The sequence below is a fragment of the Microvirga sp. 2MCAF38 genome, from assembly GCF_052115485.1.
Taxonomy (GTDB): Bacteria; Pseudomonadota; Alphaproteobacteria; order Rhizobiales; family Beijerinckiaceae; genus Microvirga.
In genome coordinates this window covers 556,696-580,921 of the sequence record NZ_JBFRGU010000001.1, presented here as the reverse complement: position 1 = coordinate 580,921, position 24,226 = coordinate 556,696, and the positions used below count along the sequence as shown (strand labels likewise).

21 protein-coding genes and 1 pseudogene are annotated in these 24,226 nt (G+C 60.6%); 17 read left to right on the top strand and 5 right to left on the bottom strand.

Going from position 1 to position 24,226, the window contains the following annotated elements; genetic code table 11:
- Positions 1-40 precede the first annotated feature (40 nt).
- Positions 41-325: a hypothetical protein gene (locus AB4072_RS02750; RefSeq protein WP_441965368.1), complete on the bottom strand. Its 285-nt coding sequence runs from the start codon at positions 323-325 to the stop codon at positions 41-43.
- 566 nt (positions 326-891) lie between these two features.
- Between AB4072_RS02750 and AB4072_RS02745 the strand changes: the two genes are divergently transcribed.
- From AB4072_RS02745 to AB4072_RS02725, 5 genes are all read left to right on the top strand, one after another.
- Positions 892-1,773 carry a S49 family peptidase gene (locus AB4072_RS02745; RefSeq protein ID WP_441965367.1) on the top strand — a complete coding sequence of 294 codons (882 nt, stop codon included), beginning with the start codon at positions 892-894 and terminating at the stop codon, positions 1,771-1,773.
- Positions 1,774-1,974: 201 nt separating this feature from the next.
- Positions 1,975-2,907, top strand: coding sequence for a glycine--tRNA ligase subunit alpha (locus tag AB4072_RS02740; RefSeq protein WP_441965366.1), 933 nt, complete (start codon positions 1,975-1,977; stop codon positions 2,905-2,907).
- A gap of 58 nt (positions 2,908-2,965) precedes the next feature.
- Complete coding sequence (locus tag AB4072_RS02735) at positions 2,966-3,394, top strand: endonuclease domain-containing protein (protein WP_441965365.1); 429 nt, start codon at positions 2,966-2,968, stop codon at positions 3,392-3,394.
- Between the two features lie 14 nt (positions 3,395-3,408).
- A complete protein-coding gene (gene glyS, locus AB4072_RS02730; protein WP_441965364.1) occupies positions 3,409-5,544 on the top strand; it encodes a glycine--tRNA ligase subunit beta in 2,136 nt (711 codons plus the stop codon).
- 97 nt (positions 5,545-5,641) lie between these two features.
- Positions 5,642-6,298, top strand: a complete 657-nt coding sequence (locus tag AB4072_RS02725) for a L,D-transpeptidase (RefSeq protein WP_441965363.1) — start codon at positions 5,642-5,644, stop codon at positions 6,296-6,298.
- Between the two features lie 67 nt (positions 6,299-6,365).
- On the opposite strand, the gene AB4072_RS02720 is transcribed toward AB4072_RS02725, so the two are convergent.
- A complete protein-coding gene (locus AB4072_RS02720; protein ID WP_441965362.1) occupies positions 6,366-7,700 on the bottom strand; it encodes a calcium-binding protein in 1,335 nt (444 codons plus the stop codon).
- Between the two features lie 252 nt (positions 7,701-7,952).
- On the opposite strand from AB4072_RS02720, the gene ppdK reads away from it, so the two are divergent.
- The 3 genes from ppdK to AB4072_RS02705 are packed head-to-tail and all read left to right on the top strand — an operon-like array spanning position 7,953 to position 11,262.
- Positions 7,953-10,631 (top strand): pyruvate, phosphate dikinase, encoded by a 2,679-nt coding sequence (gene ppdK, locus AB4072_RS02715; RefSeq protein WP_441965361.1) that lies wholly within the window; start codon positions 7,953-7,955, stop codon positions 10,629-10,631.
- An 8-nt stretch (positions 10,632-10,639) separates the two neighbouring features.
- Positions 10,640-10,906: a hypothetical protein gene (locus tag AB4072_RS02710; RefSeq protein ID WP_441965360.1), complete on the top strand. Its 267-nt coding sequence runs from the start codon at positions 10,640-10,642 to the stop codon at positions 10,904-10,906.
- Positions 10,907-10,917: 11 nt separating this feature from the next.
- On the top strand, positions 10,918-11,262 hold the full coding sequence (locus AB4072_RS02705; RefSeq protein ID WP_441965359.1) for a GFA family protein: 345 nt from the start codon (positions 10,918-10,920) through the stop codon (positions 11,260-11,262).
- A 56-nt stretch (positions 11,263-11,318) separates the two neighbouring features.
- On the opposite strand, the gene AB4072_RS02700 is transcribed toward AB4072_RS02705, so the two are convergent.
- Positions 11,319-11,717, bottom strand: a complete 399-nt coding sequence (locus AB4072_RS02700) for a hypothetical protein (protein WP_441965358.1) — start codon at positions 11,715-11,717, stop codon at positions 11,319-11,321.
- A gap of 144 nt (positions 11,718-11,861) precedes the next feature.
- On the opposite strand from AB4072_RS02700, the gene AB4072_RS02695 reads away from it, so the two are divergent.
- From AB4072_RS02695 to AB4072_RS02685, 3 genes are all read left to right on the top strand, one after another.
- The gene (locus AB4072_RS02695) at positions 11,862-12,677 is read left to right on the top strand and encodes a helix-turn-helix domain-containing protein (protein WP_441965718.1); all 816 of its coding nucleotides are present in this window, start codon (positions 11,862-11,864) and stop codon (positions 12,675-12,677) included.
- Positions 12,678-12,793: 116 nt separating this feature from the next.
- Complete coding sequence (locus AB4072_RS02690) at positions 12,794-13,990, top strand: cell wall hydrolase (protein ID WP_441965357.1); 1,197 nt, start codon at positions 12,794-12,796, stop codon at positions 13,988-13,990.
- 246 nt (positions 13,991-14,236) lie between these two features.
- On the top strand, positions 14,237-15,466 hold the full coding sequence (locus tag AB4072_RS02685) for an MFS transporter (protein WP_441965356.1): 1,230 nt from the start codon (positions 14,237-14,239) through the stop codon (positions 15,464-15,466).
- Positions 15,467-15,569: 103 nt separating this feature from the next.
- On the opposite strand, the gene AB4072_RS02680 is transcribed toward AB4072_RS02685, so the two are convergent.
- On the bottom strand, positions 15,570-16,478 hold the full coding sequence (locus tag AB4072_RS02680) for a LysR family transcriptional regulator (protein ID WP_441965355.1): 909 nt from the start codon (positions 16,476-16,478) through the stop codon (positions 15,570-15,572).
- 124 nt (positions 16,479-16,602) lie between these two features.
- Between AB4072_RS02680 and wrbA (AB4072_RS02675) the strand changes: the two genes are divergently transcribed.
- Both wrbA (AB4072_RS02675) and wrbA (AB4072_RS02670) read left to right on the top strand, forming a co-directional pair.
- Entirely contained in the window at positions 16,603-17,205 is a 603-nt protein-coding gene (wrbA, locus tag AB4072_RS02675) for an NAD(P)H:quinone oxidoreductase (protein WP_441965354.1), read from the top strand.
- A gap of 511 nt (positions 17,206-17,716) precedes the next feature.
- A pseudogene (gene wrbA, locus AB4072_RS02670) lies at positions 17,717-18,310 on the top strand (NAD(P)H:quinone oxidoreductase); the annotation flags it as partial.
- A 290-nt stretch (positions 18,311-18,600) separates the two neighbouring features.
- Here wrbA (AB4072_RS02670) and AB4072_RS02665 read toward each other — a convergent pair.
- On the bottom strand, positions 18,601-19,590 hold the full coding sequence (locus AB4072_RS02665) for an L-threonylcarbamoyladenylate synthase (protein ID WP_441965353.1): 990 nt from the start codon (positions 19,588-19,590) through the stop codon (positions 18,601-18,603).
- 106 nt (positions 19,591-19,696) lie between these two features.
- Here AB4072_RS02665 and AB4072_RS02660 point away from each other — a divergent pair, with 106 nt between their 5' ends.
- From AB4072_RS02660 to AB4072_RS02645, 4 genes are read left to right on the top strand one after another with little or no spacing between them, the layout of a single operon-like run.
- Positions 19,697-21,472: an acyl-CoA dehydrogenase gene (locus tag AB4072_RS02660; protein ID WP_441965352.1), complete on the top strand. Its 1,776-nt coding sequence runs from the start codon at positions 19,697-19,699 to the stop codon at positions 21,470-21,472.
- Positions 21,473-21,476: 4 nt separating this feature from the next.
- Positions 21,477-22,328 carry an SDR family oxidoreductase gene (locus tag AB4072_RS02655; protein ID WP_441965351.1) on the top strand — a complete coding sequence of 284 codons (852 nt, stop codon included), beginning with the start codon at positions 21,477-21,479 and terminating at the stop codon, positions 22,326-22,328.
- A gap of 44 nt (positions 22,329-22,372) precedes the next feature.
- On the top strand, positions 22,373-23,368 hold the full coding sequence (locus AB4072_RS02650; protein WP_441965350.1) for a magnesium transporter CorA family protein: 996 nt from the start codon (positions 22,373-22,375) through the stop codon (positions 23,366-23,368).
- Positions 23,369-23,371: 3 nt separating this feature from the next.
- A complete protein-coding gene (locus AB4072_RS02645; protein WP_441965349.1) occupies positions 23,372-24,121 on the top strand; it encodes an SOS response-associated peptidase in 750 nt (249 codons plus the stop codon).
- Positions 24,122-24,226 lie beyond the last annotated feature (105 nt).

The following is a 24,226-nucleotide window of genomic DNA, read 5'->3' as shown; positions in this document are numbered from 1 at the left end:
CCGGACTGAGCCCGACCATGAAGAGCGGAAGAAGAGCTTGTCAGCGGCAGACGCGCACCGGGCGCTGCACCCAGACGAAACCGTTCCAATGTCGCTGCATCTGCGTCCAGCAGCGCGGGGCGACATAGGCCGGACGGTAATAGCCCCGGCCGGGATGATAGGCGGGGCGATAGCCGTGCCGGTAAGGCCGGTAGCCGGGGCGATAATTGCCGTAGGGGCCGGGATGATAACCCGGATAATAAGGCTGGGCCTGAGCGGGCTGCATCGTCAAGGCGCCGAAACCGAGGGTCGCGGCAGCCGCGAGGCTGTAGATAAGCTTGCGCATGTTCGATCCCTTTTTTGCGGGCGTCACGTTTCGTGCAGAGCATCGACGCCAAAGATGAATGGTTTCCAAAGCAACAGGGTTAATGGTGAAACTCTGTTGCGACTAACCTCTACCAGCGGCGGTTACAGACCTGGACAGGACGGCGGATGAAGGTCCCGCGTGCGGTTCTGACTGTTCGCCATTGCGTGTGGCACACAACGCGTGGAGCGGGGCGGCGGGGCCTGTATCCCGGCCGCTGAGCGGGGACATAATGCGGCCTGCCATTGTGCCAGGTTTTCTGAACTGCGCTGGGCATTTGCTCCGTCTGCATCGCGGCTGAGGGCATTGAAGCGGCTGATGCGGCGGTCGCGCCCAGAGCTCCAATGGCGAGAACTCCAGCAGTGAAAGCCACTTTCAGAAAGCGCATAATCGATACCTCGCATTGTCGAACGAATGATCCCGGGGCAGGCACCTTGCGTCTGCCCTTGGGGAAGAGGCTAGGGGAGCTTAGCTGAACAGAATCCGACTAGTTCCCTAACGATATGTTCATCTTGGGAAGTGGCTCCTTCCGCGCTACATCGTTCTCCATGACACAATCGACCTTCCTTCAATCGCTCCCGTCCCCCCTTCAAAGGCTTTTGCCCGGCCGGTTCCGGGCGTCCCATCCCATCGTTCCCGTCATTCGCCTCTCGGGGCCGATCGGGGCGGTGATGCCTCTCAGGACTGGCCTTTCCATTGCCAACGTTGCGCCGCTGCTCGAGCGTGCTTTTGCGATCCGGGACGCGAAGGCCGTGGCGCTCGTCATCAATTCGCCGGGCGGCTCGGCGGCGCAATCGCATCTGATCTTCAAACGCATCCGGGCCATGGCCGAGGAGAAGAAGCTGCCGGTCATCGCCTTCGTGGAGGATGCCGCGGCCTCGGGCGGATACATGATTGCTTGCGCGGCGGACGAGATTTTCGCGGATCCATCCTCCATCGTCGGGTCCATAGGCGTCGTGGCGGCAAGCTTCGGGCTCGACAGGTTCATCGCCCGCTACGACATCGAGCGGCGCGTCCACACGGCAGGCGCGCACAAGGCGATGCTCGATCCGTTCCGGCCGGAAGACCCCGACGATGTGGCGCGGCTCAAGGATCTGCAAAACCGCATCCACTCTGTGTTCATGGGGCTCGTCCAGGCGCGGCGCGGCGAAAAGTTGGCGCGGGATCGGGAGGATCTGTTTTCGGGAGCCTTCTGGGTCGGCGACGAAGCGCTCGGCCTCGGCCTCATCGACGGGTTCGGCGATATCCGCTCGATCTTGCGCGAACGCTTTGGCGACAAGGTGCAGATCAAACTGGTGGAACCGGCCCGCCCACCTCTGATCGGGCGTCTCTTTGGCCGGGGGACGTCGAGCAGTTCGAGCCTCCTCGATCCCGGCGAGGTGATGGGGGTGTTGGAGGAACGGGCCGCGTGGTCGCGGCTGGGGCTGTAGGGCTTCATCCTCCACTCCAACCGCGTCATCCCTGACGCCGCAGGCGATCCGGGATCGCGCTATGAGAGATGCGCCCACACGGCAAACGATTCCGGGTTCCGCTACGCGGCCCCGGAATGACGCTCTCCCTCTCACGCTTGACTTGACGCGCCCGCCATCACAAGGGTTCGGGCTGAATTCTGAAAATCATTGGACGCCGACATGACGAGCGAACCCGCGCACATGAACCCCGCGCGCTCCTTCCAGGGCCTCATTCTCACGCTCCAGCGCTATTGGGCGGAGCAGGGTTGCGTCATCCTTCAGCCCTACGACATGGAAGTCGGCGCGGGAACGTCCCATCCGGCCACGGCCCTGCGCGCCCTTGGCCCCAAGCCCTGGCGCGCGGCCTATGTGCAACCCTCGCGCCGTCCGAAGGACGGCCGTTACGGCGAAAACCCGAACCGCCTCCAGCATTATTACCAGTTCCAGGTCATCCTGAAGCCGAACCCACCGAACCTTCAGGACCTCTACATCAAGTCGCTTCAGGCCATCGGCATCGATACCGGCTTGCACGACATCCGTTTCGTCGAGGACGATTGGGAAAACCCGACGCTCGGCGCGTGGGGCCTGGGTTGGGAATGCTGGTGCGATGGCATGGAAGTGTCGCAGTTCACTTACTTTCAGCAGGTCGCGGGCATCGAGTGTGCGCCTGTCGCTGGCGAATTGACCTATGGGCTCGAACGCCTTGCCATGTATTTGCAGGGTGTTGAATCGATCTATGACCTGAACTTCAATGGTCTCGAAGGAGACCAAAAGGTCACTTATCGCGATGTGTTCCTGCAGGCGGAGCAGGAATATTCACGGCACAATTTCGAATATTCCGACACGGACATGCTGTTTCGTCTGTTCCGTGACGCCGAAGCCGCGAGCAAGAAATACCTGGAGGCGGGCGATGCCGGAGATCGTCACCTCATGGTGCTTCCTGCTTACGACCAGGCCCTCAAGGCCGGCCATGTCTTCAACCTGCTCGATGCGCGCGGCGTGATCTCGGTCACCGAGCGCCAGAGTTACATCCTGCGCGTCCGCGAACTGGTGAAGGCCGTCGGCGCGGCGTGGTTGAAGACGGAAGGGGGAGGGCTCCAATCCTCCCCTTGAGGGGGAGGGTCGGCGCGTAAGCGCCGGGGTGGGGTGGCTCCGCAACATGAGACCAGCCATGGGCGATATCAGTCGGTTCCGCCGTGACAAGGCTAAGAAACTCCGCTCGAACACTACCGAGCCGGAGCAAATGCTCTGGCGCGCCCTAAAGGCCATCCCAACTTACGGAACCCACTTCCGCCGGCAAGTCCCGATCGGCTCTTACGTCGCCGATTTCGCCTGTTTGAAGGCTCGTCTCCTGATCGAGCTCGATGGAGGACACCATTCCGAAGACCAGATTGCGGCGAAGGATGCGGCAAGGACGCGTTGGCTTGAAAGCGAAGGCTATCGTGTGATCCGCTTTTGGAATGCCGAACTGACCGCGAATATGTCAGGCGTTCTCGACACTATCTATGCGGCCTTGTATGGCTCGCTCAACTCTGAGGCCACTGCGCTTCCCACCCCACCCCGGCCTGACGGCCGACCCTCCCCCTCAAGGGGAGGGTGATAGGCGCCACCGCCATGCCCGATCTTCTCCTTGAACTCTTTTCCGAAGAAATCCCCGCCCGCATGCAGCGTCGTGCGGCGGAGGATTTGAAGAAGCTTGTCACCGATGCGCTGGTCGAGCGCGGTTTTCTCTATGAGGGCGCGAAGGCTTTCGCCACGCCGCGTCGTCTCGCGCTCAACATCGTCGGTCTGCCCGTGAAGGGGCAGGATGTGCGCGAGGAGCGTAAAGGACCGCGCGTCGGCTCGCCGGAGGGGGCCATACAGGGCTTCCTGAAGGGGGCGGGGCTGACGTCCATCGAGCAGGCGAAGATCGAGAGCGATCCGAAGAAGGGTGAGTTCTACGTCGCCATCATCGAGAAGCCCGGCCTGCCGACTGAAAGTGTGCTCGCGGAAATCCTGCCGCAGATCGTCAAGACGTTCCCGTGGCCGAAATCCATGCGCTGGGGCGCGGCTTCCGCCGAACCCGGCTCACTGCGCTGGGTGCGCCCGCTCCACTCCATCGTCTGCACCTTCGGCCCTGAAACGGAAGATCCGGAAGTCGTGCCGTTCGAGGTCGATGGCATCGTCGCGAGCAATGTGACCTACGGCCATCGCTTCATGGCGCCCGACGCCATCCGGGTGAAGCGCTTCGATGATTACGTAACCGCGTTGGAGCGCGCCAAAGTCGTGCTCGATGCGGACCGTCGCAAGGACATCATCCTGCACGACGCGAAGGATCTCGCCTTCGCGCAAGGCCTCCAACTCGTCGAGGATGAAGGGCTTCTCGAAGAAGTCGCCGGTCTCGTCGAATGGCCGGTCGTGCTCATGGGGTCCTTCGACGAAAGCTTTCTGGAAATTCCGCCGGAGGTCATCCGCACGACTATTCGCGCGAACCAGAAATGTTTCGTGCTGTTCGACCCGCGCATGGACAAGCTCGCCAATAAGTTCCTGCTCACCGCGAACCTCGTCGCGAAGGATGGCGGCAAAACCATCGTCGGCGGCAACGAGCGCGTGGTGCAGGCGCGCCTCTCCGACGCCAAGTTCTTCTGGCAGACCGATCAGAAGACGAAGCTCGAAGACCGTCTCGAAAAGCTGAAATCAATCGTCTTCCACGAAAAGCTCGGCACGCAGTTCGAGCGCGTGGAGCGCATCGCGGCGCTGGCGAAAGAACTCGCACCCATCGTCGGCGCGGAGCCTGCTCTCGCTGAGCGCGCCGCGCGTCTCGCCAAGGCGGACCTCGTCACCGAAATGGTCGGCGAGTTTCCCGAGTTGCAGGGGCTGATGGGCCGCTACTACGCGGCCATCGAGGGCGAGCATCCTTCCGTCGCTCTCGCCATCGAAGAGCACTACAAGCCGCTCGGCCCGTCCGACCGCGTGCCGACCGATCCGGTGTCGGTTGCGGTGGCGCTGGCGGATAAGATCGACACGCTGGTGGGCTTCTGGGCGATTGATGAAAAGCCGACGGGATCGAAAGATCCGTTCGCGTTGCGCCGCGCGGCGTTGGGTGTGATTAGGCTGGTGTTGGAGAACGAGCTACGTCTCGAACTCTATGACGCTGTAAAGAGGGCGCTCGAAGTTCTGACCGCACAAGGTCGCGCAGGCGAAGGCGATCCTGAAAAGGCGGAGTTGATCCTGCTGAATTTGGTTCAAGAATTTTTCTTTGACCGCTTGAAAGTGAGTTTGCGTGATAAAGGTGCACGCCACGATTTGATCGACGCCACCATTGGATTGGGCGATTGGGACGACCTTCTCATGATCGTCCGCCGCGTCGAGGCGCTCGGTTCCTTCCTCGATGCCGAGGATGGCGCGAACCTTCTCGCGGGCTATCGCCGTGCCGCCAACATTCTGCGCATCGAGGAGAAGAAGGACAATAAGGCTTATGATGGCGAGCCGAATCGCACGCTCGTTCACGAGCGCGGCCTCCCTGAGGAAAAGGTGCTTTTCGATGTTCTCGACGCGGCCTCGCGCCACGCTCGCGAACATGTGATGCGCGAGGATTTCGAGGGCGCGATGAAGGCTTTGGCCGAACTTCGCCCCGCCGTTGACGCCTTTTTCGATAAAGTGACCGTCAACTCCGAGGATTTGGCGCTCCGCGAGAACCGTTTGAAGCTTCTCAACGCCCTTCGTGAGGCCACCCGCACGGTGGCGGATTTCTCGCGAATCGAGGGCTAGTTTCACATTCCGGGGGGCTGTTGCGTCAAGGTCACAGCCATGCCGTCTGCTTCGCGTTAGGCAGGCGGCAACTCCGTTACTTCCCCCGGTTCTTCTGATGACTCTTTGCCGCCTTCTTGTGCTCGCTCTTCTGGGCGCGTCGCTCGCCGCCTGCCAATCCATCCACAATCCGCCTGAAATGTCGGTCTCCAAGGCCGAGGACCCGTATGACGGGTGGTATATCGGTTCAATGCCCGACAAGCCGCACGATGTGCCGCTGGTCGACCGCACCAAGATGGAAGAGAAGTTCTCCCGCCAGACCGTGGAATATAAGGGTGGCGAGAAGCCAGGCAGCATCGTCGTCGATATCGACGACCGCTTCCTCTATCTCGTCCAGCCCGAAGGCAAAGCGCTCCGCTACGGCGTCGGCGTCGGCAAGCAGGGCTTCTCCTGGAAGGGCGTGGCGTCTGTCGGCCGCAAGGGCGTGTGGCCGTCCTGGATCCCGACCAAGACCATGATCAGCATCAAGCCGGACCTGCCGCGCTTTCGCGAGGCGGGGATCGACAATCCGCTCGGCGCGCGCGCGCTTTATCTCTATCAGAACGGCCAGGACATCCTGTTCCGCATTCACGGCACCAACGAGCCGTGGAGCATCGGCGAGCAGGTCTCGTCCGGTTGCGTGCGCATGCTCAACGAGGACGTGGTCGATCTCTATGAGCGCGTCCCCACCGGCACGACCGTTTACGTGAAGCGCAACGGCCGCTACCGCGTTTGAGGCGATGCAATTCGAGTTTTGAAATGGCCGGGCTCGTCCCGGCCATTTTCATTTGAATCGTCAATCGTCAGATCACGAAGAAATCTGCGGCAGTGATTTTCAGGTTCTTTGTGAGTTGCGCGAACTTGATCTGCGCGACTGGTCCGGTGCCGTCGGGATCGTAGTACAGCGCGCCGTTGCTTTTGTTGTAGATGATCCGATCGGAGGCGTCGTGTGCCTGAGCACCGGTCCAGAACGCATCTGTTTTCAGCTTGGCGGGTTTGGCAAGGGAACCGGATTTTCCAAGGGTCTTGAAGACTGCATTCTCGAGCCAGATCAAGTCGTCCTTCACGTTGAAGTCCGTGATCTTGTCGACGTTCTTGCCACCGAGCTTGCTCGCAAAGGCGAAGGCGTCCTTGCCGCTGCCGCCCGCCAGCTTATTGGCGCCCGCATTGCCGAAAAGGGCATTGTCGAGTTCGTTACCGGTGAGATTGATGGCGGTCTTGGCCGACGGATCGGTGGCCCGTAGAAACTCAACAGATGATCCCGCCTTGAGCGCGTAGCTCACGCTTGCGAGAACGGTATCCGTGCCTTGACCGGCACTCTCGTTGACGATGTCGAGGGCATTGTCGACGAGATAGGTGTCGTTCCCCTTGCCACCACCGAGCGTATCGGCGCCCCCGCCGCCGTCGAGCCGATTGTCGGCGTCGTTTCCGGCGACCCTGTTGGCGATGTTGTTGCCGGTGAGATTGATCAACCCTTCGCCCGAATCCGCGATCAGGTTCTCGACGGAAACATTATCCGCGAGACGATAGGAGATTTTGGCAATCGCGGTATCCGTCCCTTCGCCGTCCAATTCGACAATGATGTCAGATTGGCTGTCGACGATGTAGGTGTCGCTGCCGCCACGGCCGATCAATTTGTCATGGCCCTTTCCGCCATCGAGGGTATCCCCCCATTGGCTGCCGGGCAGCGTATCGTTGCCGTCGTTCCCTTCGAGAATGATCCTCGAATTCTTGCTGTCGCCGGGAAAGGAGTGAAGCAGAACATCGGGAGTCAAATCGCGTAAAGCGGCAATCCTGATCTCGTCGGCCGCACCGGAATTATTCGTAATGCTCAGGCTGGCCAGTTGGTGCAGCGATCCGCCGCCGCCGAAGGTTCTTTCCGATAAGGTCGCCGAAGTGATTGTTGCGATCAATCCGCCAAGGCCTGAGGGAAAAGCGAAGTCTTTTCCTTTCACACCGATATTATAGGTTCTAGACGTGTCGATGACGCCGTCATTGATCCAGTCGTATTCGGTGTAACCGGTGCCTGTGGCGAGGTTGTAGCCGGAAACCTGTGCCCGAAGCGAAAGATTTCCTGGAAAAAAGAAAGAGAGATCGACGCCTTTCGGGTCATCGATCGTGAACGTGAAGATTGTCATGAGCGGTGCTCCCCAAAAGGCATCTGGACCCCCTGTATCGACTCCGGCCATGCTTCCGAGAGGGGAACTATGCTCCGAGGGAGCCATTTCAATCCAAATTGGATGTAAAAAAGAGCTTATTTTGAAAGGACTTTTCGGGTCTTCGATGTGGCATTTAAACGGAGGAACCTTGGCTGTTCATGTTGCGTTTTGGTTCAGGATGCTTAAAGCCTTCACCTGTGCGGGTGCAGGCATAAGCCAAAAGGTCGAACGATGACGCAGTGGGTGTATTCCTTCGGAGACGGTCGTGCGGAAGGCGAGGCAGGGATGAAGAACCTGCTGGGTGGCAAGGGCGCCAACCTCGCCGAAATGTCCAATCTGGGACTGCCGGTACCGCCCGGTTTTACGATCACCACGGAAGTCTGCACCTACTATTACGATCATGGCGAGACCTATCCGACCGAACTGACGGGGCAGGTGGAGAAAGCGCTGGCTTTTATCGGGCGCTTGACGGGGCGCACGTTCGGCGATGCGGAGACGCCGCTTCTGGTATCCGTGCGCTCCGGCGCACGGGCGTCGATGCCCGGCATGATGGATACGGTGCTCAATCTCGGCCTCAACGACCTGACCGTCCAGGCGCTTGCGAAAGGCGCGGGTGATGAGCGTTTCGCCTACGACTCGTACCGTCGCTTCATCACGATGTATTCCAATGTCGTGCTCGACATCGAACATCATCATTTCGAGGAAGCTCTCGACGCGTACAAAGACCGCAAGGGCTATACCCTCGACACGGATATGACCGCCGACGATTGGAAGGCGCTGCTGCCGCGCTACAAGGCCATCGTCGAGAAGGAGCTGGGTAAGCCCTTCCCGCAGGATCCGCAGGAGCAGCTCTGGGGCGCCATCGGCGCGGTGTTCGGCTCGTGGATGAATGCCCGCGCGAAGAAGTATCGCGAGTTGCACGATATTCCGGCGAGCTGGGGCACGGCGGTGAACGTGCAGGCCATGGTGTTCGGCAATATGGGTGAGACCTCGGCGACGGGCGTCGCGTTCACACGCAACCCATCCACGGGCGAGAGCGAACTCTACGGGGAGTTCCTCATCAACGCGCAGGGCGAAGATGTGGTGGCGGGCATCCGCACGCCGCAGGACATCACCGAGAAGGCACGTATCGGATCGGGCTCCGACAAGCCCTCGATGGAACGTGCGATGCCCGACGCGTATCATGAGCTGGTGCGCATCTACGGTATTCTCGAAAAGCATTACCGTGACATGCAGGACATGGAATTCACGGTCGAGAAGGGCAAGCTCTGGATGCTCCAGACCCGCAACGGCAAGCGCACGGCGAAAGCCGCGCTCCGCATTGCGGTGGAATTGGCGAATGAATGCCTGATCACGCAGGAAGAGGCGGTGACCCGCGTTGAGCCAGCGGCGCTCGATCAGCTCCTGCATCCGACCATCGATCCAAAAGCCGATCGCAAGGTGGTCGCGACGGGCCTGCCCGCATCGCCGGGCGCGGCCTGCGGCGAAATCGTGTTCTCCTCCGATGACGCGGAAGCAGCGAAGAAGGCGGGCCGCAAGGTCATTCTTGTACGTGTGGAGACTTCGCCCGAGGACATCCACGGCATGCATGCGGCGGAAGGCATTCTGACCACCCGCGGTGGCATGACTTCACACGCGGCGGTGGTAGCGCGCGGCATGGGCAAACCCTGCGTCTCCGGTGCAGGCTCTATTCGTGTCGACTACGCGGCGCAGACTTTGAGTGTTGCCGGTCAGACGCTGAGCAAAGGCGACATCATCACCGTCGACGGCGGCAATGGACAGGTGCTGCTCGGCCAGGTGAAAATGCTGCAGCCGGAACTGTCGGGCGAGTTCGCGACGCTTATGGGCTGGGCCGATAAGGTGCGCCGCATGAAAGTGCGTGCCAATGCGGAGACGCCACTCGACGCCAAGACAGCACGCACTTTTGGAGCGGAGGGCATTGGCCTGTGCCGCACGGAGCACATGTTCTTTGAGGGCGATCGCATCGTGGCGGTGCGCGAGATGATCCTCTCTGACGACGAGGCGGGCCGTCGCGCGGCCTTGGCGAAATTGCTGCCGATGCAGCGCGCCGACTTCGTCGAATTGTTCACGATCATGAGCGGTCTGCCGGTGACGATCCGCCTGCTCGATCCGCCGCTGCACGAATTCTTGCCGCATACGGACGAGGAGATGCAGGAGGTGGCGAAAGCCATGAATACATCCCCGGAGAAGCTGAAGCGCCGCGCGGCGGAACTCCACGAGTTCAACCCGATGCTTGGCTTCCGTGGCGTGCGTCTCGCCATCGCTTATCCGGAGATCGCCGAAATGCAGGCCCGCGCCATCTTCGAGGCGGCGGTGGAAGCCGCCAAGGCGACCGGCAAGCCTGTCGTGCCTGAGGTGATGGTGCCGCTCGTTATGACGAAGGCGGAACTCGATCTCGTGAAGGCGCGCATCGACGCCATGGCGGATGCGGTGGCGAAGGAGCGTGGAGTCAAGATCGAGTATCAGGTCGGTACGATGATCGAGTTGCCGCGCGCTGCTCTGCGTGCCGGTGATATTGCCCAAAGCGCCGAGTTCTTCTCGTTCGGCACCAACGACCTGACGCAGACCGCACTCGGTATCTCGCGCGACGATGCAGCGTCGTTCCTTGGTCCTTACACGCAAAAGGGCATTCTCTCGCACGACCCGTTCGTGACGCTCGACCAGGAAGGCGTCGGCGAATTGATCAAGATTGCCGCGGAGCGCGGCAAGGCGACGCGAAACAATATCAAGCTCGGCATCTGCGGCGAACATGGCGGCGATCCGGCTTCGATCCTCTTCTGCGAGGGCGCGAAACTCGACTACGTTTCCTGCTCTCCCTACCGCGTTCCGATCGCACGCCTCGCCGCAGCGCAGGCCGCGCTCGGGAACAAGGCTGCGAGCCAGGCATAAGGCGATCCATGAAGCTGTCTCGTATCGGGGTCGTCTACGTCTCCACGATGATCGCGTCCGGTTTCCTGATCGCGGCGGTCCTCATGGCCCGGCCTGCATGGGAGGATGCATTCTTGCCACCTTTCGTCTGGCCGTTCGCCGTGTCTTTCATGTTCGAACTCGTGCTCAACCTCTCGTCGCGCGTTAGATTTAAGCCGTTGACGATGGAGGAACGGCTTGCCGGTATTCTCCCGGCCAGCCTCATCGTCATCGCGAGATCGGCATTCACATCCTGAAGGAGTTCACGATGCACAAGGGTTCATGCCATTGCGGAAAAGTGGCGATCGAGGTTGAGACCAACCTTGAACAGGTAATCGAATGCAATTGCTCCATTTGCTCTCGCAAGGGTTACCTTCTCACCTTCGTGCCGCGTGCGGCACTGAACGTGATACGTGGCGAGGACGAACTCGCCACGTACACATTCAACTCGCACACGGTCCAGCATCGCTTCTGTAAGACGTGCGGCTGCGCGCCGTTCGGTGAAGGCAAGATGCCGACCGGCGAGGCGATGGCGGCGATCAATGTGCGCTGCCTTGAAGAGTTCGACCGCGCGACGCTCAACATCACGCCCTTCGACGGCAAGAGCCGCTGACCAAATCTGATGGAGCCTGCGTCCGGTGATGACGCAGGCTCGCTTCATCGATGCCTTTATGCGGCGATGGCCGTCGATCTGCGCAGACCGATGAATTGCAATTCGGCATACATGAGAACGACAACTGCCTGAGCGAGGACAAAGGTGTAGCCGGCATTTGTCGGTGCGATCCACCCGCTTGCCAGAAGCAGAGCACTGTCGGCGGCCCACAAGACATTGCCGAGAATGATCGCCCAGACTGCAACGCGCGGCACAGTTTCGCGCATGGCGAGATAGGCGAGCAGCGCTGCGTAGGGTAACAGGATTACACCCGAGGTGCGCAGAAGCTGCGCCGGGAGTCCAAGCATCGGTTCAAGGAAAGCGGCCCCAAGAGCCATCAGTACGCCGCACGCGGCGCTTGTCGTGGCATCGGCCATCAAGGCCTGGCGGAGGAAGGGAGCGGGAATGATCGACATGACGAACTCCTGTGAAACGAGATCGGCGCTTCCGAACAACAACCTCATGCGTTCGGTGCCTGCCCTCATCTTTGCCGTCGCGAGACGCAAGTCGATTACGTGAGAGGTAATAGGAATGCCGCGAAAGCCTGTTATCGTCGCGGCATGACCACAACCGTACGCCCTGTCGGAGATCACCTGCGTGAATGGCGGCAGCGTCGACGCCTCAGCCAGCTCGATCTCGCCGGCGATGCCGAGATTTCCGCGCGGCACCTGAGTTTTCTTGAAACGGGACGCTCGGTGCCGAGCCGCGAGATGGTTCTACGCCTCGCCGAGCATCTGGATATTCCCCTTCGCGATCAGAATCTCCTTCTCGTTGCCGCTGGCTACGCGCCTGTCTTCCCGGAGCGGTCGCTCGACGATCCTGTGTTGAGCGCCGCGCGCAAGGCCGTCGATCTCGTACTCACCGGCCATGAGCCCTATCCGGCGCTCGCCATCGATCGGCATTGGAACATGATCGCGGCGAATGCCGCGCTGCCGCGATTGCTTACCGACATCGACGCATCGCTGCTTTCTCCACCGGTGAACGTCCTTCGCCTGAGCTTGCATCCACGCGGACTCGCACCGCGCATTCTCAATCTCGCGGAATGGCGCGTGCATCTCTTCATCCGTCTGCGCCGGCAGATCGATCTTTCCGCCGACCCGGTTCTGGTCGATCTCATGACGGAACTTAGCGGTTACCCGCAGCCGAAGGGCAGGGGGATTGCCAAAGAGGAGTATGGGGGCGTCATTGTGCCTCTGAAATTGCAGGTCGGCGGTCATAGCCTGTCATTGATCAGCACGACGACATTGTTCGGAACACCCCTGGATATCAGCCTGTCGGAACTCGCACTCGAAACGTTTTTTCCTGCGGATGCGCAGACCGGCGATTTCTTGCGTGAACTCGCAACGAGCACTCCTGCACGAGGTGGCAGGTCTTAATCCTCCGTCAACCATACTGAGCGATAACGATACCCAACTGGATCTCCCGCTGAAGAGAGATCCACGGCCTCGTGAGTTGGGTGTGTCGCGTGCGTCTTCGGTATCGTCGATCGCGAATGAGATGGATCTGCGCAACAGTCGCCCCCTGGGTGCTGGCAGCGGGTCTTCTCGTGTCGTTCACGGCCTCCGCCCGTAACGATGCTCATTCCGGCGTGAGTGCCGCGAACCGCAGCGCGGTGGCCTATCTCGCGGAGGCGAATAATCTCGTGCCGCTGGCCGGTGCCGCATCCGATGTCGGACGCTGGACCTTGAGCAGCGCTATCCTGAGAAATATCCCGCGTTACGATCTGCCGGACGACAGCCGGCTTGCGAATGTGCCCCCACGCCATGTGTTGAAACCCGGCGCGGTCGCTTACCCAACCGTCGAGCGTACGCGCAAGGGCGACCCCGCTATCGCGCTCGGGCCGAATCTGTCGCGACAGGCGAAGGCGGATGTCGCGCATTTCGGTCCCGCCGGTACGCGTGTCTTCTTCAGTCGCGACGAGCGCCTGCTGCCGCCGACGATCCTCATGTCGGGTAAACTCGAAGCGCCGTCTCTCGAACAGGAGCGTTTCGAGCCCTGGCAGGCACCGGAACTGACGACGACCCGTCAGGCAACCTCGGTCCAGTCTCCCGTCGCTGCCGCCGCCGGTTCGACAGGCGCAGCTGCGAGCACCAGGACGCCAAACGTGTCGCGCGCGATCGCGCTCTCCTCGACCACGCCTGCGCCTTTGGACGCGACGCCCGTCGAGATCGCGGCCGCGCCCGTCTCGAAACTCGACCGTCACGGCACTGTGGATACCTCCATCGTCAACAAGAGCGACGACGAGCGGCCGCGTTATGCCGATCTGATCGACCCGGACAATCTCAGCAAAGAGCAGCGCTGCCTCGCCGAGGCGGTCTATTTCGAGGCCCGCAGTGAGCCGGAATCGGGGCAGGCGGCCGTCGCGCAAGTCGTGCTGAATCGCGTGAAGAGCGGGCTCTACCCCGCCTCGATCTGCGGCGTAGTCTATCAAAACCGCCACCGCCACCTGGCCTGCCAGTTCACCTTCGCCTGCGAAGGCAAGGCGCTTCGCGTTACCGAGCCCGAATCCTGGGAAACCGCCAAACGGGTGGCAAGCGAAGTGCTCGAAGGCCGCACTTACCTCGCCGAAGTCGGTGGCTCGACCCATTATCACGCGGACTACGTGAAGCCGTACTGGGCGCGGCGTTTGAAAAAAATGGACGTGATCGGGCGGCACATCTTCTATAAGTTGCGGCCGGGACAGACGTAATAGCTGTTTAGTGCAAGTTCGGTTGACCGTGTCTCGTTGAAACACGATCCGCATTTAAATTTTGGGCTTCGTACGATCCTTTCAGAAAAGTTGGATTTCACTTCCCGAGCGCGCTCGCAAACGTCGATAAGCCCTTCGCTCGCGGGCGCTTTCCTATAACCAATGTTTATGGCGACGATTACGAATACGCGTTTTGTTCTCATGCGAGAATGGACTAGTCTCGTGGCCTGATCAGAGATTTGACCCATGACCGCTTCTCGCCGCGTCTCGCCTCAATTCATCGTTCTCGCCGGTTGCCTCGTCGCGCTCATTACCTTCGGGCCGCGCGCTTCGGCGGGATTGTTCCAGATTCCGATGACGGCGGAGTTTGGCTGGGGCCGTGAGGTCTTCAGCCTGGCTATTGCCGTGCAGAATCTGCTGTGGGGGGTGGGTCAGCCTTTCGCAGGCGCTATCGCCGACCGCTATGGCTCCTTGCGTGTTCTATCCGTGGGCGCCGTGCTCTATGCGGTGGGCCTCGTGGTCATGGCTTATGCCTCAACGCCCGGGAGCATGACCCTCGGGGCGGGCGTGCTGATCGGCTTCGGCCTGTCGGGATGTTCGTTCAATCTTGTGCTCGGCGCGTTCAGCAAGCTGCTGCCGGACGAATGGCGGCCGATGGCTTTCGGTGCAGGCACGGCGGCGGGCTCCTTCGGTCAGTTTCTTTTCCCGCCCATCGGCAATGTGCTGATCGATACGCTCGGCTGGCATCAAGCATTGATCATCTTTGCCGCAAGCGTTCTTCTCGTGCTGCCACTCTCGCTCGCTCTTGCGACGAAGCCCGCCTCGGATGCCTCTCCCGGAACGGCGTCCGTTCCGGGTCAATCGATCAAACAGGCTCTGACGGAAGCGTTTCGTCACCGCTCTTACGTGCTGCTCGTGCTCGGCTTTTTCACCTGCGGTTTCCAGCTCGCCTTCATCACCGCGCATCTGCCGGCTTATATCCGTGATGCTGGTCTGTCGGCCTCCGTCGGCGGCTGGACGCTGGCGGTCATCGGCCTCGCAAATGCGTTCGGATCGCTCTCGTCGGGTTGGCTTTCCACGCGAATGTCAAAGCGGTGGCTTCTCGCCTGGATTTATCTCGGTCGTTCGGTCGCGATTGCTGTCTTCATCCTGCTCCCTGCAACGCCCTTCACCTCCATCGCCTTCGGCGTTTCGATCGGCTTGCTCTGGCTCTCGACCGTGCCTCCCACATCGTCGCTCGTCATGCTGATGTTCGGCACGCGCTACATGGCGATGCTGTATGGCTTTGCCTTCTTCTCGCACCAGGTCGGCGGCTTCCTCGGCGTTTTGCTCGGGGGCATGTTCTATGAGATCTACGGCAACTACACGCTGGTCTGGTGGCTCTCTGTCGCGCTCGGAATTATCTCGGCGCTGATCAATCTGCCAATCAAGGAGAAGCCGGTCGAGCGTGTTCCGGCGCTTCAGCCTGCGGAGTAGACGGCGTCGCTAGAGTTTGATCGTTTTAGATTGAAACTCTCGATTCTTTCGACGCCGCATGATCCGGGCGAACAAGCGGTTTCCACTGGCTCTGATCATGCTTCTAGACGGTGCCCTCGATGGTGCGGCGCTGCTTGGTGATTTCGGTTGCCATGAAATCCATGAAGACGCGAACGCGCGCCGATTGACGCAAGTCGGGATGGGTCAGAAGCCAGAGGCCTGCTGAAAATTCGGGCTCCGGTGGCGTGAGGCGGACGAGGTCCGGGCTTGCGTTCGCGATGAAGCAGGGTAACGGACCAATGCCGACACCTTCTTCAACCGCTTCGGACAGGCCGAGGACCGTATTGACCTTGTAGGCGATCTTCTCCGGAACCACGTGTTCGCGTACGAAGCGTGCCGCCTTGAGATTCGCGAGATTGTCTCCGAGCGTTACCCATGCCCGGTCATACAGCATCGAGAGATCGACACGATCCGGATGCGGGAAATCGACTTTGCGTCCATAGACAGCCCACGCGATAGTGGCCACGCGGCGCCCGACCAGCGTCTCGGGAGGCGTATCGGTCGCCCTGATCGCCACGTCGGCGTCTCGTTTCGAGAGATTGAGAGCCTGGTTGGCGAGAACCACATCCAGTCGCAAATCGGGATAGGTCTTGCTGAACCGCGCAAAGAGCGGTGTCAGGAGGTGGACGAGAAGGCTGTCGTTCGTTGTTACCCGCAACTCTCCAGCGGGAGCGACGGCCTGCCCCGCGAGCTTACGGGCGAAGGTGGCGACATTCTCCTCCATCTGCTCGGCGAGGGCGGTCATCTCCTCGCCGGCGGGGGTCAGCACATAGCCCGTGCGGTAGCGCTCGAAGAGCTTGACGCCGAGACCTTCCTCCATTTGGCCGAGGCGGCGAAAGATCGTCGAGTGATTGACGCTCAGCCGCTCCGCCGCGCCGGTCAGGCCATTGGCCTCGGCGATTACTTTCACGAGCCGGAAATCGTCCCAAGCGAGATTTGGAAACCGGGTCATCTTGCATCCGCGCAAATATATTCCTGCGAGGCTACCATTTAATTTGCAGAAGGGAAAGATTAGCGTTTCCTAACGTGAAGGCGCATCGCTCCCCTCAGGGACATACGGCACGATTGGAGATCACATGGCTAAAGTTCTTGTTCTTTATTATTCCACCTGGGGCCACATCGAGCAGATGGCCTATGCTGTTGCCGAGGGCGCGCGCGAGGCAGGTGCGGAGGTCGTGGTGAAACGCGTTCCCGAGCTGGTTCCGGAGGATGTCGCGAAGAGTGCGCACTACAAGCTCGATCAGAAGGCGCCGATTGCGACGGTCAATGAGCTGCCGGAATATGATGCCATCCTTATCGGCACGCCGACACGCTTCGGTAACATGACCGCGCAGATGAAGAACTTCCTCGATCAGACCGGCGCTCTATGGGCCAATGGAAGCCTGGTCGGCAAGGTCGGCTCGGTCTTCACGTCGTCCGCGACACAGCATGGCGGCCAGGAATCGACCATTCTCACGACCGTTCCAGTGCTGTTGCATCTGGGCTTCGTGGTCGTCGGGTTGCCTTATGCCTTCCAGGGCCAGATGGGTGTCAGCGAAGTCATGGGCAACTCGCCGTATGGCGCATCCACCATCGCGGCAGCGGACGGTTCGCGTCAACCTAGCAAGGTTGAACTCGAAGGTGCTCGTTATCAAGGCAAGCACGTCGCCCAGATCGCGACCAAGCTCGCTGCGAAGTAAGCTGATCATATAAACGGTCTGAAAAGACTTTTCGGCGGCGTCTTCTTGGGAGAGGCGCCGGAAAGGGGTAGTTTCGGTCTTCAGTCCGAGGCTCCCTTTCGATTTTCGTCATCGTTGGCCTGCCGTAATTTTTCCAGCGGCAGATGGGTATCGACGAAAATGAAGGGCTGCTCGCTCTGCGGCATGGGCACCGTTGCCGTGGCTGACGGGCTCCTATCAAACGAGCCTTTCGACGGTGTCGGACCTGATAGCAAAAACCCTGAATACCCTTGAAAGGTGAGATTCAGCCTTCGGTCTGATGCCATATCTCATTGAAATACATATATAATTTCATGGTCTGCGACGTCTCTGCGGGAAAGTGAAACGTTGTTGCAATATTTCAAGTGTCGCTTGCGTTTTTACCGGTAGCGCAACGTCATGAACGAGATAACGTTCATTTGTAAACAATCTGTTAACGGGGCGTGCGCCTGGGGGCCAAGATCCTGTGACAGCATTGGTAGAGGGGCAGCACATGACAAAAGTTTTGGTTCTTTATTATTCATCCTGGGGGCACATCGAGCAGATGGCGGATGCCGTGGCGGAAGGGGTCCGTGAGACAGGGGCTCAGGTCGCAGTGAAATGCGTCCCGGAGCTCATGTCAGAGGATGCGCCTTCGCGATCGCATTGCAAACTCCACCATAATGTCCCGGTCGCGACCGTCGAAGAGCTTGCCGATTACGATGCCATTATCTTCGGCACTCCGACCTACTTCGGCATGATGTCGTCGCAGATGAAGAACTTTCTTGACCGGACCAGCAGCCTTTGGATGCAGGGTAAGCTGGTCGGCAAAGTCGGTGCGGTCTTTTCCTCCAGCGGTTCGCAACATGGCGGCCAGGAAGCCACCATCCTTTCTTTCCTCACCGTCCTGATGCATCACGGCATGGTACCCGTTGGTCTGCCTTACAGCTTCCAGGGACAGATGGGCATCGATGAGGTGTTGGGTTGCTCGCCCTATGGCGCGACGACCATCACTGGCAGCGACGGCTCCCGCCAGCCGAGTCAGGTCGAACTCGACGGCGCCCGGTTCCAGGGTCGGCATGTTGCTCAGATCGCGGCGAAATTGGCTGCACAAAACCCGGTTTACCACCGGCGGCCTCGGCAAGTCTCCGCAAAAGTCGCGACGCCGCGCGCGAAGCCTTCCTCCAGGACAACAGCACGTCCGGTTTACGCCGCGAGTGCTGCGCTCGAACTGTTCCCTACGTAAGCTTCTAGAGTTTGATCGTTTCAGATTGAAACATGATCAACTTTAGATTCTTCTTTGAGGCCGCATGATCCGGGCGAACAACCGGTTGCCACTTGTTCTGATCATGCTTTTGATCACGAGAACGGTAATAGCGTGCTCCAACGAGCATGCAATTACCGCTCCGCCGCAGCCCGTTTCAGGCGGTCGTTGATGGCCTCTCCAAGGCCTGTTTCGGGAACGGGTGCGACGGCGATCACGGCAGCTCCCGAGGCGTCGAGTTGTCTTAAGTACGAGAAGAGATGAGCGGCGGCCTCCTTGGGGTCGCCGTTTTCGCTTAAGTTCAAAGCGGCCCTTGCGCCATCGAGGCCGCTCGGAACGCTGCCTCCAAACAGCAGGGCGGCTTCGCCCCGTTCGATCAGCGTCGCGTTGAGCCTTACCCGCGCATGCGGCGCGTAGTGGGAGGCAAGCATTCCCGGTGCGAGGGGATTTTCCGCCTCCGCCGAGGTCGCCTCGAGCTTCCTTCCGATCAATTCTTCAACTGCTTCGCGCGGCACGCCACCGGGGCGGAGCAGGCGAGGCGCGTCGCCGAGACAGGCGATGATGGTCGATTCCACACCGACTTGCGTGCTTCCGCCATCCAGAACGGCATCGATGCGCCTGTCGAGATCGCTCAAAACATGGTCGGCATTGGTCGGGCTTACACGCCCTGATCGGTTGGCGGAAGGAGCGGCGATGGGGCGGCTGGCTTCGATGAGGAGCGCGTGTGCCAGAGGGTGAGCCGGCACGCGTAGGCCCACGCTGTCGAGACCTGCACGGGCGAGGTCCGACACGGTGCAGGTCTTGGCCACCGGCACAACGAGGGTGAGCGGACCCGGCCAGAAAGCCTCGGCCAGCGTTCTGGCCGTCTCATCGAAGATGCCCTGGATCTGGGCAGCCTCAAAATCCGCCACATGGGCAATCAGCGGGTTGAAGCTCGGGCGCTCCTTGGCAGCATAGATTCCCGCGACGGCATCGGCATTGGTTGCATCGGCGCCCAGCCCGTACACCGTCTCGGTCGGGAACGCCACGAGGCCGCCCTCGCGCAGGATCGCCGCGGCGCGCGCGATCCCGGCTTCGTCGGCCTGGAGAAGCTCGGTTTGAGCCATTGACCCCTGATCGTTCACGCCTAAACTATCCTCGCTCGTCGGCAGCCGGACTTTGCCGAGACGGGTTTAACCGCGCGTCGCCACGCGTCAACAACGGATAATCCCCTGATTCCGGGAGGGATCGATGAGCTATCGCGCTCCAGTCGCCGACATCCTCTTTATCATGCGGCATGTGGCAGGTCTCGACCGAGCGGCCGAGGAGGGGCTTTATGGCGATCTGAGCCCGGATCTCGCTGTTGCCGTGATCGAGGAGGCGGGACGCTTCGGAAGCGATATCATCGGACCGCTCAATCGAGTTGGCGATATGCACGGCGCGCAACTGCGCGATGGAGTCGTGACCACGGCGCCGGGTTGGAAGGAAACCTACAAGGCCTGGACCGAGGTCGGTTGGAGTTCGATCACCGGCCCGACGGAATATGGCGGTCAGGGGTTGCCGACGCTGCTCAATTCCGGTTGCGTCGAAATCTGGAATTCCGCTTGCGCCGCTTTCGGCATCGGGCCGATCCTCACCATGGGCAGCATTGAGGCACTCGTCACGCATGGTTCCGAGGAGCTGAAAGGGCGCTATCTCGAAAAGCTCGTCACGGGCGAGTGGACCGCGACGATGAATCTCACCGAACCGCAGGCGGGGTCGGATCTCGGTGCACTTCGCACGCGGGCCGAGCGCGTTGGTGACGGTACCTACAGGATCTCGGGCCAAAAAATCTTCATCACGTATGGCGAGCACGATCTGACGGACAATATCGTCCATCTCGTCCTCGCGCGTCTGCCCGATGCTCCTGCCGGAACGCGCGGTATATCGCTGTTTCTCGTCCCGAAAATCCTGCCCGATGGCACGCGCAACGATCTGCGTTGCAGCGGTCTCGAACACAAGCTCGGCATTCATGGCTCGCCCACCTGCACCATGATTTTCGGCGATCACGGCGGCGCCATCGGTTGGCTTGTGGGCGAAGAAAATCGCGGGCTCGCCTGCATGTTCACGATGATGAACAATGCGCGGCTTGCCGTAGGTATTCAGGGTGTCGCCCTGGCAGAGCGTGCCTATCAGCAGGCGCTTGGCTATGCGAGGGATCGACGTCAAGGGCGCGCGGTGGGCGCAACCGAGATGAGCCCGATCATCGAACATCCCGATGTGCAGCGCAATCTGCTCACCATGAAGGTTCTGACCGCCGCAGCGCGCTCGATCTGCTTTTTGACGGCGGCGGCCATCGACCGTTCGCATCGTGCGGAGGATGCCGGTCATCGCGCACGTGCGAACGAACAGGCATCGCTGCTGACACCCGTTGCGAAGGCGTTTTCCACCGACGCCGCCGTCGATGTGGCGTCTCTTGGAATTCAGGTTCATGGCGGCATGGGGTTCATCGAGGAAACGGGCGCAGCGCAACATTTGCGCGACGCGCGAATTCTGCCGATTTATGAAGGTACCAATGGCATTCAGGCCATTGATCTCGTCATGCGCAAATTGCCGCTTTCCAATGGCGAGACCGTACGCGCGCAGATCGCCTCCATGCGCGCAACGGTGACGCGGTTACTGAAGGACGCGACGCCCGCATTCGGTGCGACGACGGCGCGTCTGCGCGATGCCGTCGAAAGCTTGGATCGCGCGACAAGTTATTTGCTGAAGGCCGGTTCCGCCAATGCTCCGAACGATGCGCTGGCTGGTGCGACGCCGTATTTGCGGCTTTTCGGGTTGGCGCAGGGCGGCGTTGCTCTCGCCGATGCGGCGCTTGTCTCCAACCACATGCTGAAGAGCGGCGACGAGAATCCAGCGCACCACGGACGCATCGCGCTCTGTCGTTTTTTTGCGGAGAACATCGTTGTCGAAGCAAAGTCTCTGGAAGAGAAAGTGCTCGGTGGATCCGGCTTCGTGAACGATGCCTCTTTGGCGCTAGCGAGCTGATGTCATGAACCTTCAAGGAAAGACGATCTTCATCACCGGTGCTTCACGCGGCATCGGTCTCGCCATCGGCCTTCGCGCGGCAAAGGACGGCGCGAATGTGGTGATCGCGGCGAAGACGGCCGAGCCGCATCCGAAACTGCCGGGCACGATCTACACGGCGGCAGAGGAAATCGAAGCGGCCGGCGGCAATGCACTTCCGCTTCTCGTCGATGTGCGCGACGAAGAGGCGGTGAAGGGTGCTATCGCGAATGCCGTCGAAACCTTCGGCAGTCTCGATATTGTGGTGAACAATGCGAGCGCCATCAGCCTCACCAATACACCCCAAACCGACATGAAGCGCTTCGATCTGATGCATCAGATCAACACGCGCGGCACCTACATGGTCTCGAAATATGCGATCCCGCATCTGGAAAAGGCGGCGAATCCACATATTCTGATGCTCTCGCCGCCGCTCGACTTCAAGGAAAAGTGGTTCGCGCCGCATCTGGCCTATTCGCTCGCAAAATACGGCATGAGCCTGTGCGTGTTGGGCCTTGCCGGCGAGTTGCGGGGGAAGGGCATTGCCGTCAACGCGCTCTGGCCGCGCACGACCATTGCCACGAGCGCCGTTCAGAACCTTCTCGGTGGAGACCGGATCGTGCAGGCGAGCCGGACGCCGGAGATCCTGGCCGATGCCGCTCATGCCATTTTCCTGAAGCCGTCCCGGGAATTCACGGGGCAGTTCCTGATCGACGACACTTTCCTGGCGGCCGAGGGCGTGACCGATTTCGAGAAGTACCGGGTCGATCCCTCGGTCCGGCTCATGCCCGACTTCTTTGTGCCGGACGATTCAAAACCGCCCTCCCAATCGTCGTAACTTACCGCTACAACATTCTCCGAGCAGGCTCTTTGGAGATTGTCATGATTCTCATCCATAAACCGGCCGAACGGGCGCAGGCCACGGACGAGGCCTTAGACCGCCACATCTGGCGGCCGGGTGAAGACATTCCTCAAGATGCCCTGTGGATCGACCTGATCGAACCGACTGTGGAAGAAGAGCGGCTGGTCGAGCAATATCTCGGCATCGAGATCCCGACGCGCGAGGAAATGGCGGATATCGAGCCGTCCGAAATTCTCTATCATGAGAAGGGCGCGCGCTACATGACCGCCCGCGTCCTGTGCAGTTCCGATACCGATCAGCCGAGACTCGCGGACGTGTCTTTCATTCTGACGGAAAAGGCGCTGATCACCGTGCGCTACGACGAGCCGCGCTCCTTTTCCATGTTCATGGCGCGGGCGGTCAGGCCGGGCGGGTGTGGCCATCAGCCGGAAGCGGTGCTCGACGGCTTGATCGAGACGATCATCGACCGCGCCGCCGAAATTCTCGGGCTGGTCGGAAAGCGCATCGACAGGTTGTCGCGCTCTATCTTCGAGGGCGAGCGTCAGGGCGCGCGACGCGGCGCCACGTTCCGCGCCGCGCTCAAATCCATTGGCCGAAAAGGCGATGTGATTTCCAACGTGCGGGAGAGCATGGCGTCAGTCGAGCGGATGCTGCTGTTCTTGTCGTCGAGCATGCCGCGCCCGCAGCGTCCACACAGCTACCGCGCCGAATGGCGCACGGCTATTCGCGACGTGCAGTCGATCGAGGAACACGCCACGTTCCTCTCCAACAAAGTGCAGTTTCTTTTGGATGCGACGCTCGGTCTCGTCACCATCGAGCAGAACGACATCATCAAGCTCTTCTCGGTGATGGCGGTGATCTTCCTGCCGCCGACGCTGGTGGCTTCGATCTACGGCATGAACTTTCAGGTGATGCCCGAATTGCAGTGGCATTTCGGCTATCCGCTCGCCATCGGATTGATGATCCTCGCGGCGGTGTTGCCCTATCTGTTCTTCCGTTGGAAGCGCTGGCTCTGAGACATGTGCGGCCGTTACGCCATCACGCTTGCGCCCGAGGCTTATCGGGAATTCTTCGACTATCGCGAACAGCCGAATTTCCCGGCGCGCTACAACGTGGCCCCCACGCAGCCGGTGCCGATTGTCCACGAGGAGAAAGGTCAGCGGCATTTCAGGCTCGTGCGCTGGGGCTTTCTACCTTCCTGGACGAAGGATCCCAAAGCTTTTCCGCTGGTGATCAACGCGCGCGGCGAGACGCTATTGGAAAAGCCGACCTTCAAGGCCGCGATGACACGGCGACGCTGCATCTTTCTGGTGGACGGCTTTTATGAATGGCGGCGGGTGGGCCAAGACAAGCAGCCCTTTCTCACGCGCATGAAAAGCCGCGAACCGATGCCGATGGCCGGATTGTGGGAAACCTATAGTGACCCGTCCGGCGGTGAGATCGACACGGCGGCTCTTGTGACGACGGATGCAAATGGCGTCATGTCCGCTGTTCACGACCGAATGCCCGTCATTCTCTCCCGCGACGAATTGAAGGCGTGGCTCGACAGCGACAATGTCGACGTCAAGACCGCCATGCGCCTCGTTCGTCCATGTCCGAACGAGTGGTTGGAGATGTTTCCCGTCAGCTCCCGCGTCAACAAGGTCGAGAATGACGATGCGGGTTTGCATGAATCTGTGACGGAGCAAGAGGCAACGCCCGCGCGGGAGACGGGTCGAAAGACCGCCAAGCCGCGCGCTGTCGACGATGCGCAGGGGAGCTTGTTCTGAGCGCTTCGTGTCATCCCGATGCGTGACACTGACCTGGCGTGTTTTACTACCCTCATCCTGAGGAGCAGCCTGCAAGGCTGCGTCGCGAAGGAGGTTCCAGTGCTC

Excerpts from the sequence above, each read along its gene's own strand:
- AB4072_RS02750 (WP_441965368.1), bottom strand. The coding sequence starts at position 325 with ATGCGCAAGCTTATCTACAGCCTCGCGGCTGCCGCGACCCTCGGTTTC.
- AB4072_RS02745 (WP_441965367.1), top strand. The coding sequence starts at position 892 with ATGACACAATCGACCTTCCTTCAATCGCTCCCGTCCCCCCTTCAAAGG.
- AB4072_RS02740 (WP_441965366.1), top strand. The coding sequence starts at position 1,975 with ATGACGAGCGAACCCGCGCACATGAACCCCGCGCGCTCCTTCCAGGGC.
- AB4072_RS02735 (WP_441965365.1), top strand. The coding sequence starts at position 2,966 with ATGGGCGATATCAGTCGGTTCCGCCGTGACAAGGCTAAGAAACTCCGC.
- glyS (WP_441965364.1), top strand. The coding sequence starts at position 3,409 with ATGCCCGATCTTCTCCTTGAACTCTTTTCCGAAGAAATCCCCGCCCGC.
- AB4072_RS02725 (WP_441965363.1), top strand. The coding sequence starts at position 5,642 with ATGACTCTTTGCCGCCTTCTTGTGCTCGCTCTTCTGGGCGCGTCGCTC.
- AB4072_RS02720 (WP_441965362.1), bottom strand. The coding sequence starts at position 7,700 with ATGACAATCTTCACGTTCACGATCGATGACCCGAAAGGCGTCGATCTC.
- ppdK (WP_441965361.1), top strand. The coding sequence starts at position 7,953 with ATGACGCAGTGGGTGTATTCCTTCGGAGACGGTCGTGCGGAAGGCGAG.
- AB4072_RS02710 (WP_441965360.1), top strand. The coding sequence starts at position 10,640 with ATGAAGCTGTCTCGTATCGGGGTCGTCTACGTCTCCACGATGATCGCG.
- AB4072_RS02705 (WP_441965359.1), top strand. The coding sequence starts at position 10,918 with ATGCACAAGGGTTCATGCCATTGCGGAAAAGTGGCGATCGAGGTTGAG.
- AB4072_RS02700 (WP_441965358.1), bottom strand. The coding sequence starts at position 11,717 with ATGTCGATCATTCCCGCTCCCTTCCTCCGCCAGGCCTTGATGGCCGAT.
- AB4072_RS02695 (WP_441965718.1), top strand. The coding sequence starts at position 11,862 with ATGACCACAACCGTACGCCCTGTCGGAGATCACCTGCGTGAATGGCGG.
- AB4072_RS02690 (WP_441965357.1), top strand. The coding sequence starts at position 12,794 with ATGAGATGGATCTGCGCAACAGTCGCCCCCTGGGTGCTGGCAGCGGGT.
- AB4072_RS02685 (WP_441965356.1), top strand. The coding sequence starts at position 14,237 with ATGACCGCTTCTCGCCGCGTCTCGCCTCAATTCATCGTTCTCGCCGGT.
- AB4072_RS02680 (WP_441965355.1), bottom strand. The coding sequence starts at position 16,478 with ATGACCCGGTTTCCAAATCTCGCTTGGGACGATTTCCGGCTCGTGAAA.
- wrbA (WP_441965354.1), top strand. The coding sequence starts at position 16,603 with ATGGCTAAAGTTCTTGTTCTTTATTATTCCACCTGGGGCCACATCGAG.
- AB4072_RS02660 (WP_441965352.1), top strand. The coding sequence starts at position 19,697 with ATGAGCTATCGCGCTCCAGTCGCCGACATCCTCTTTATCATGCGGCAT.
- AB4072_RS02655 (WP_441965351.1), top strand. The coding sequence starts at position 21,477 with ATGAACCTTCAAGGAAAGACGATCTTCATCACCGGTGCTTCACGCGGC.
- AB4072_RS02650 (WP_441965350.1), top strand. The coding sequence starts at position 22,373 with ATGATTCTCATCCATAAACCGGCCGAACGGGCGCAGGCCACGGACGAG.
- AB4072_RS02645 (WP_441965349.1), top strand. The coding sequence starts at position 23,372 with ATGTGCGGCCGTTACGCCATCACGCTTGCGCCCGAGGCTTATCGGGAA.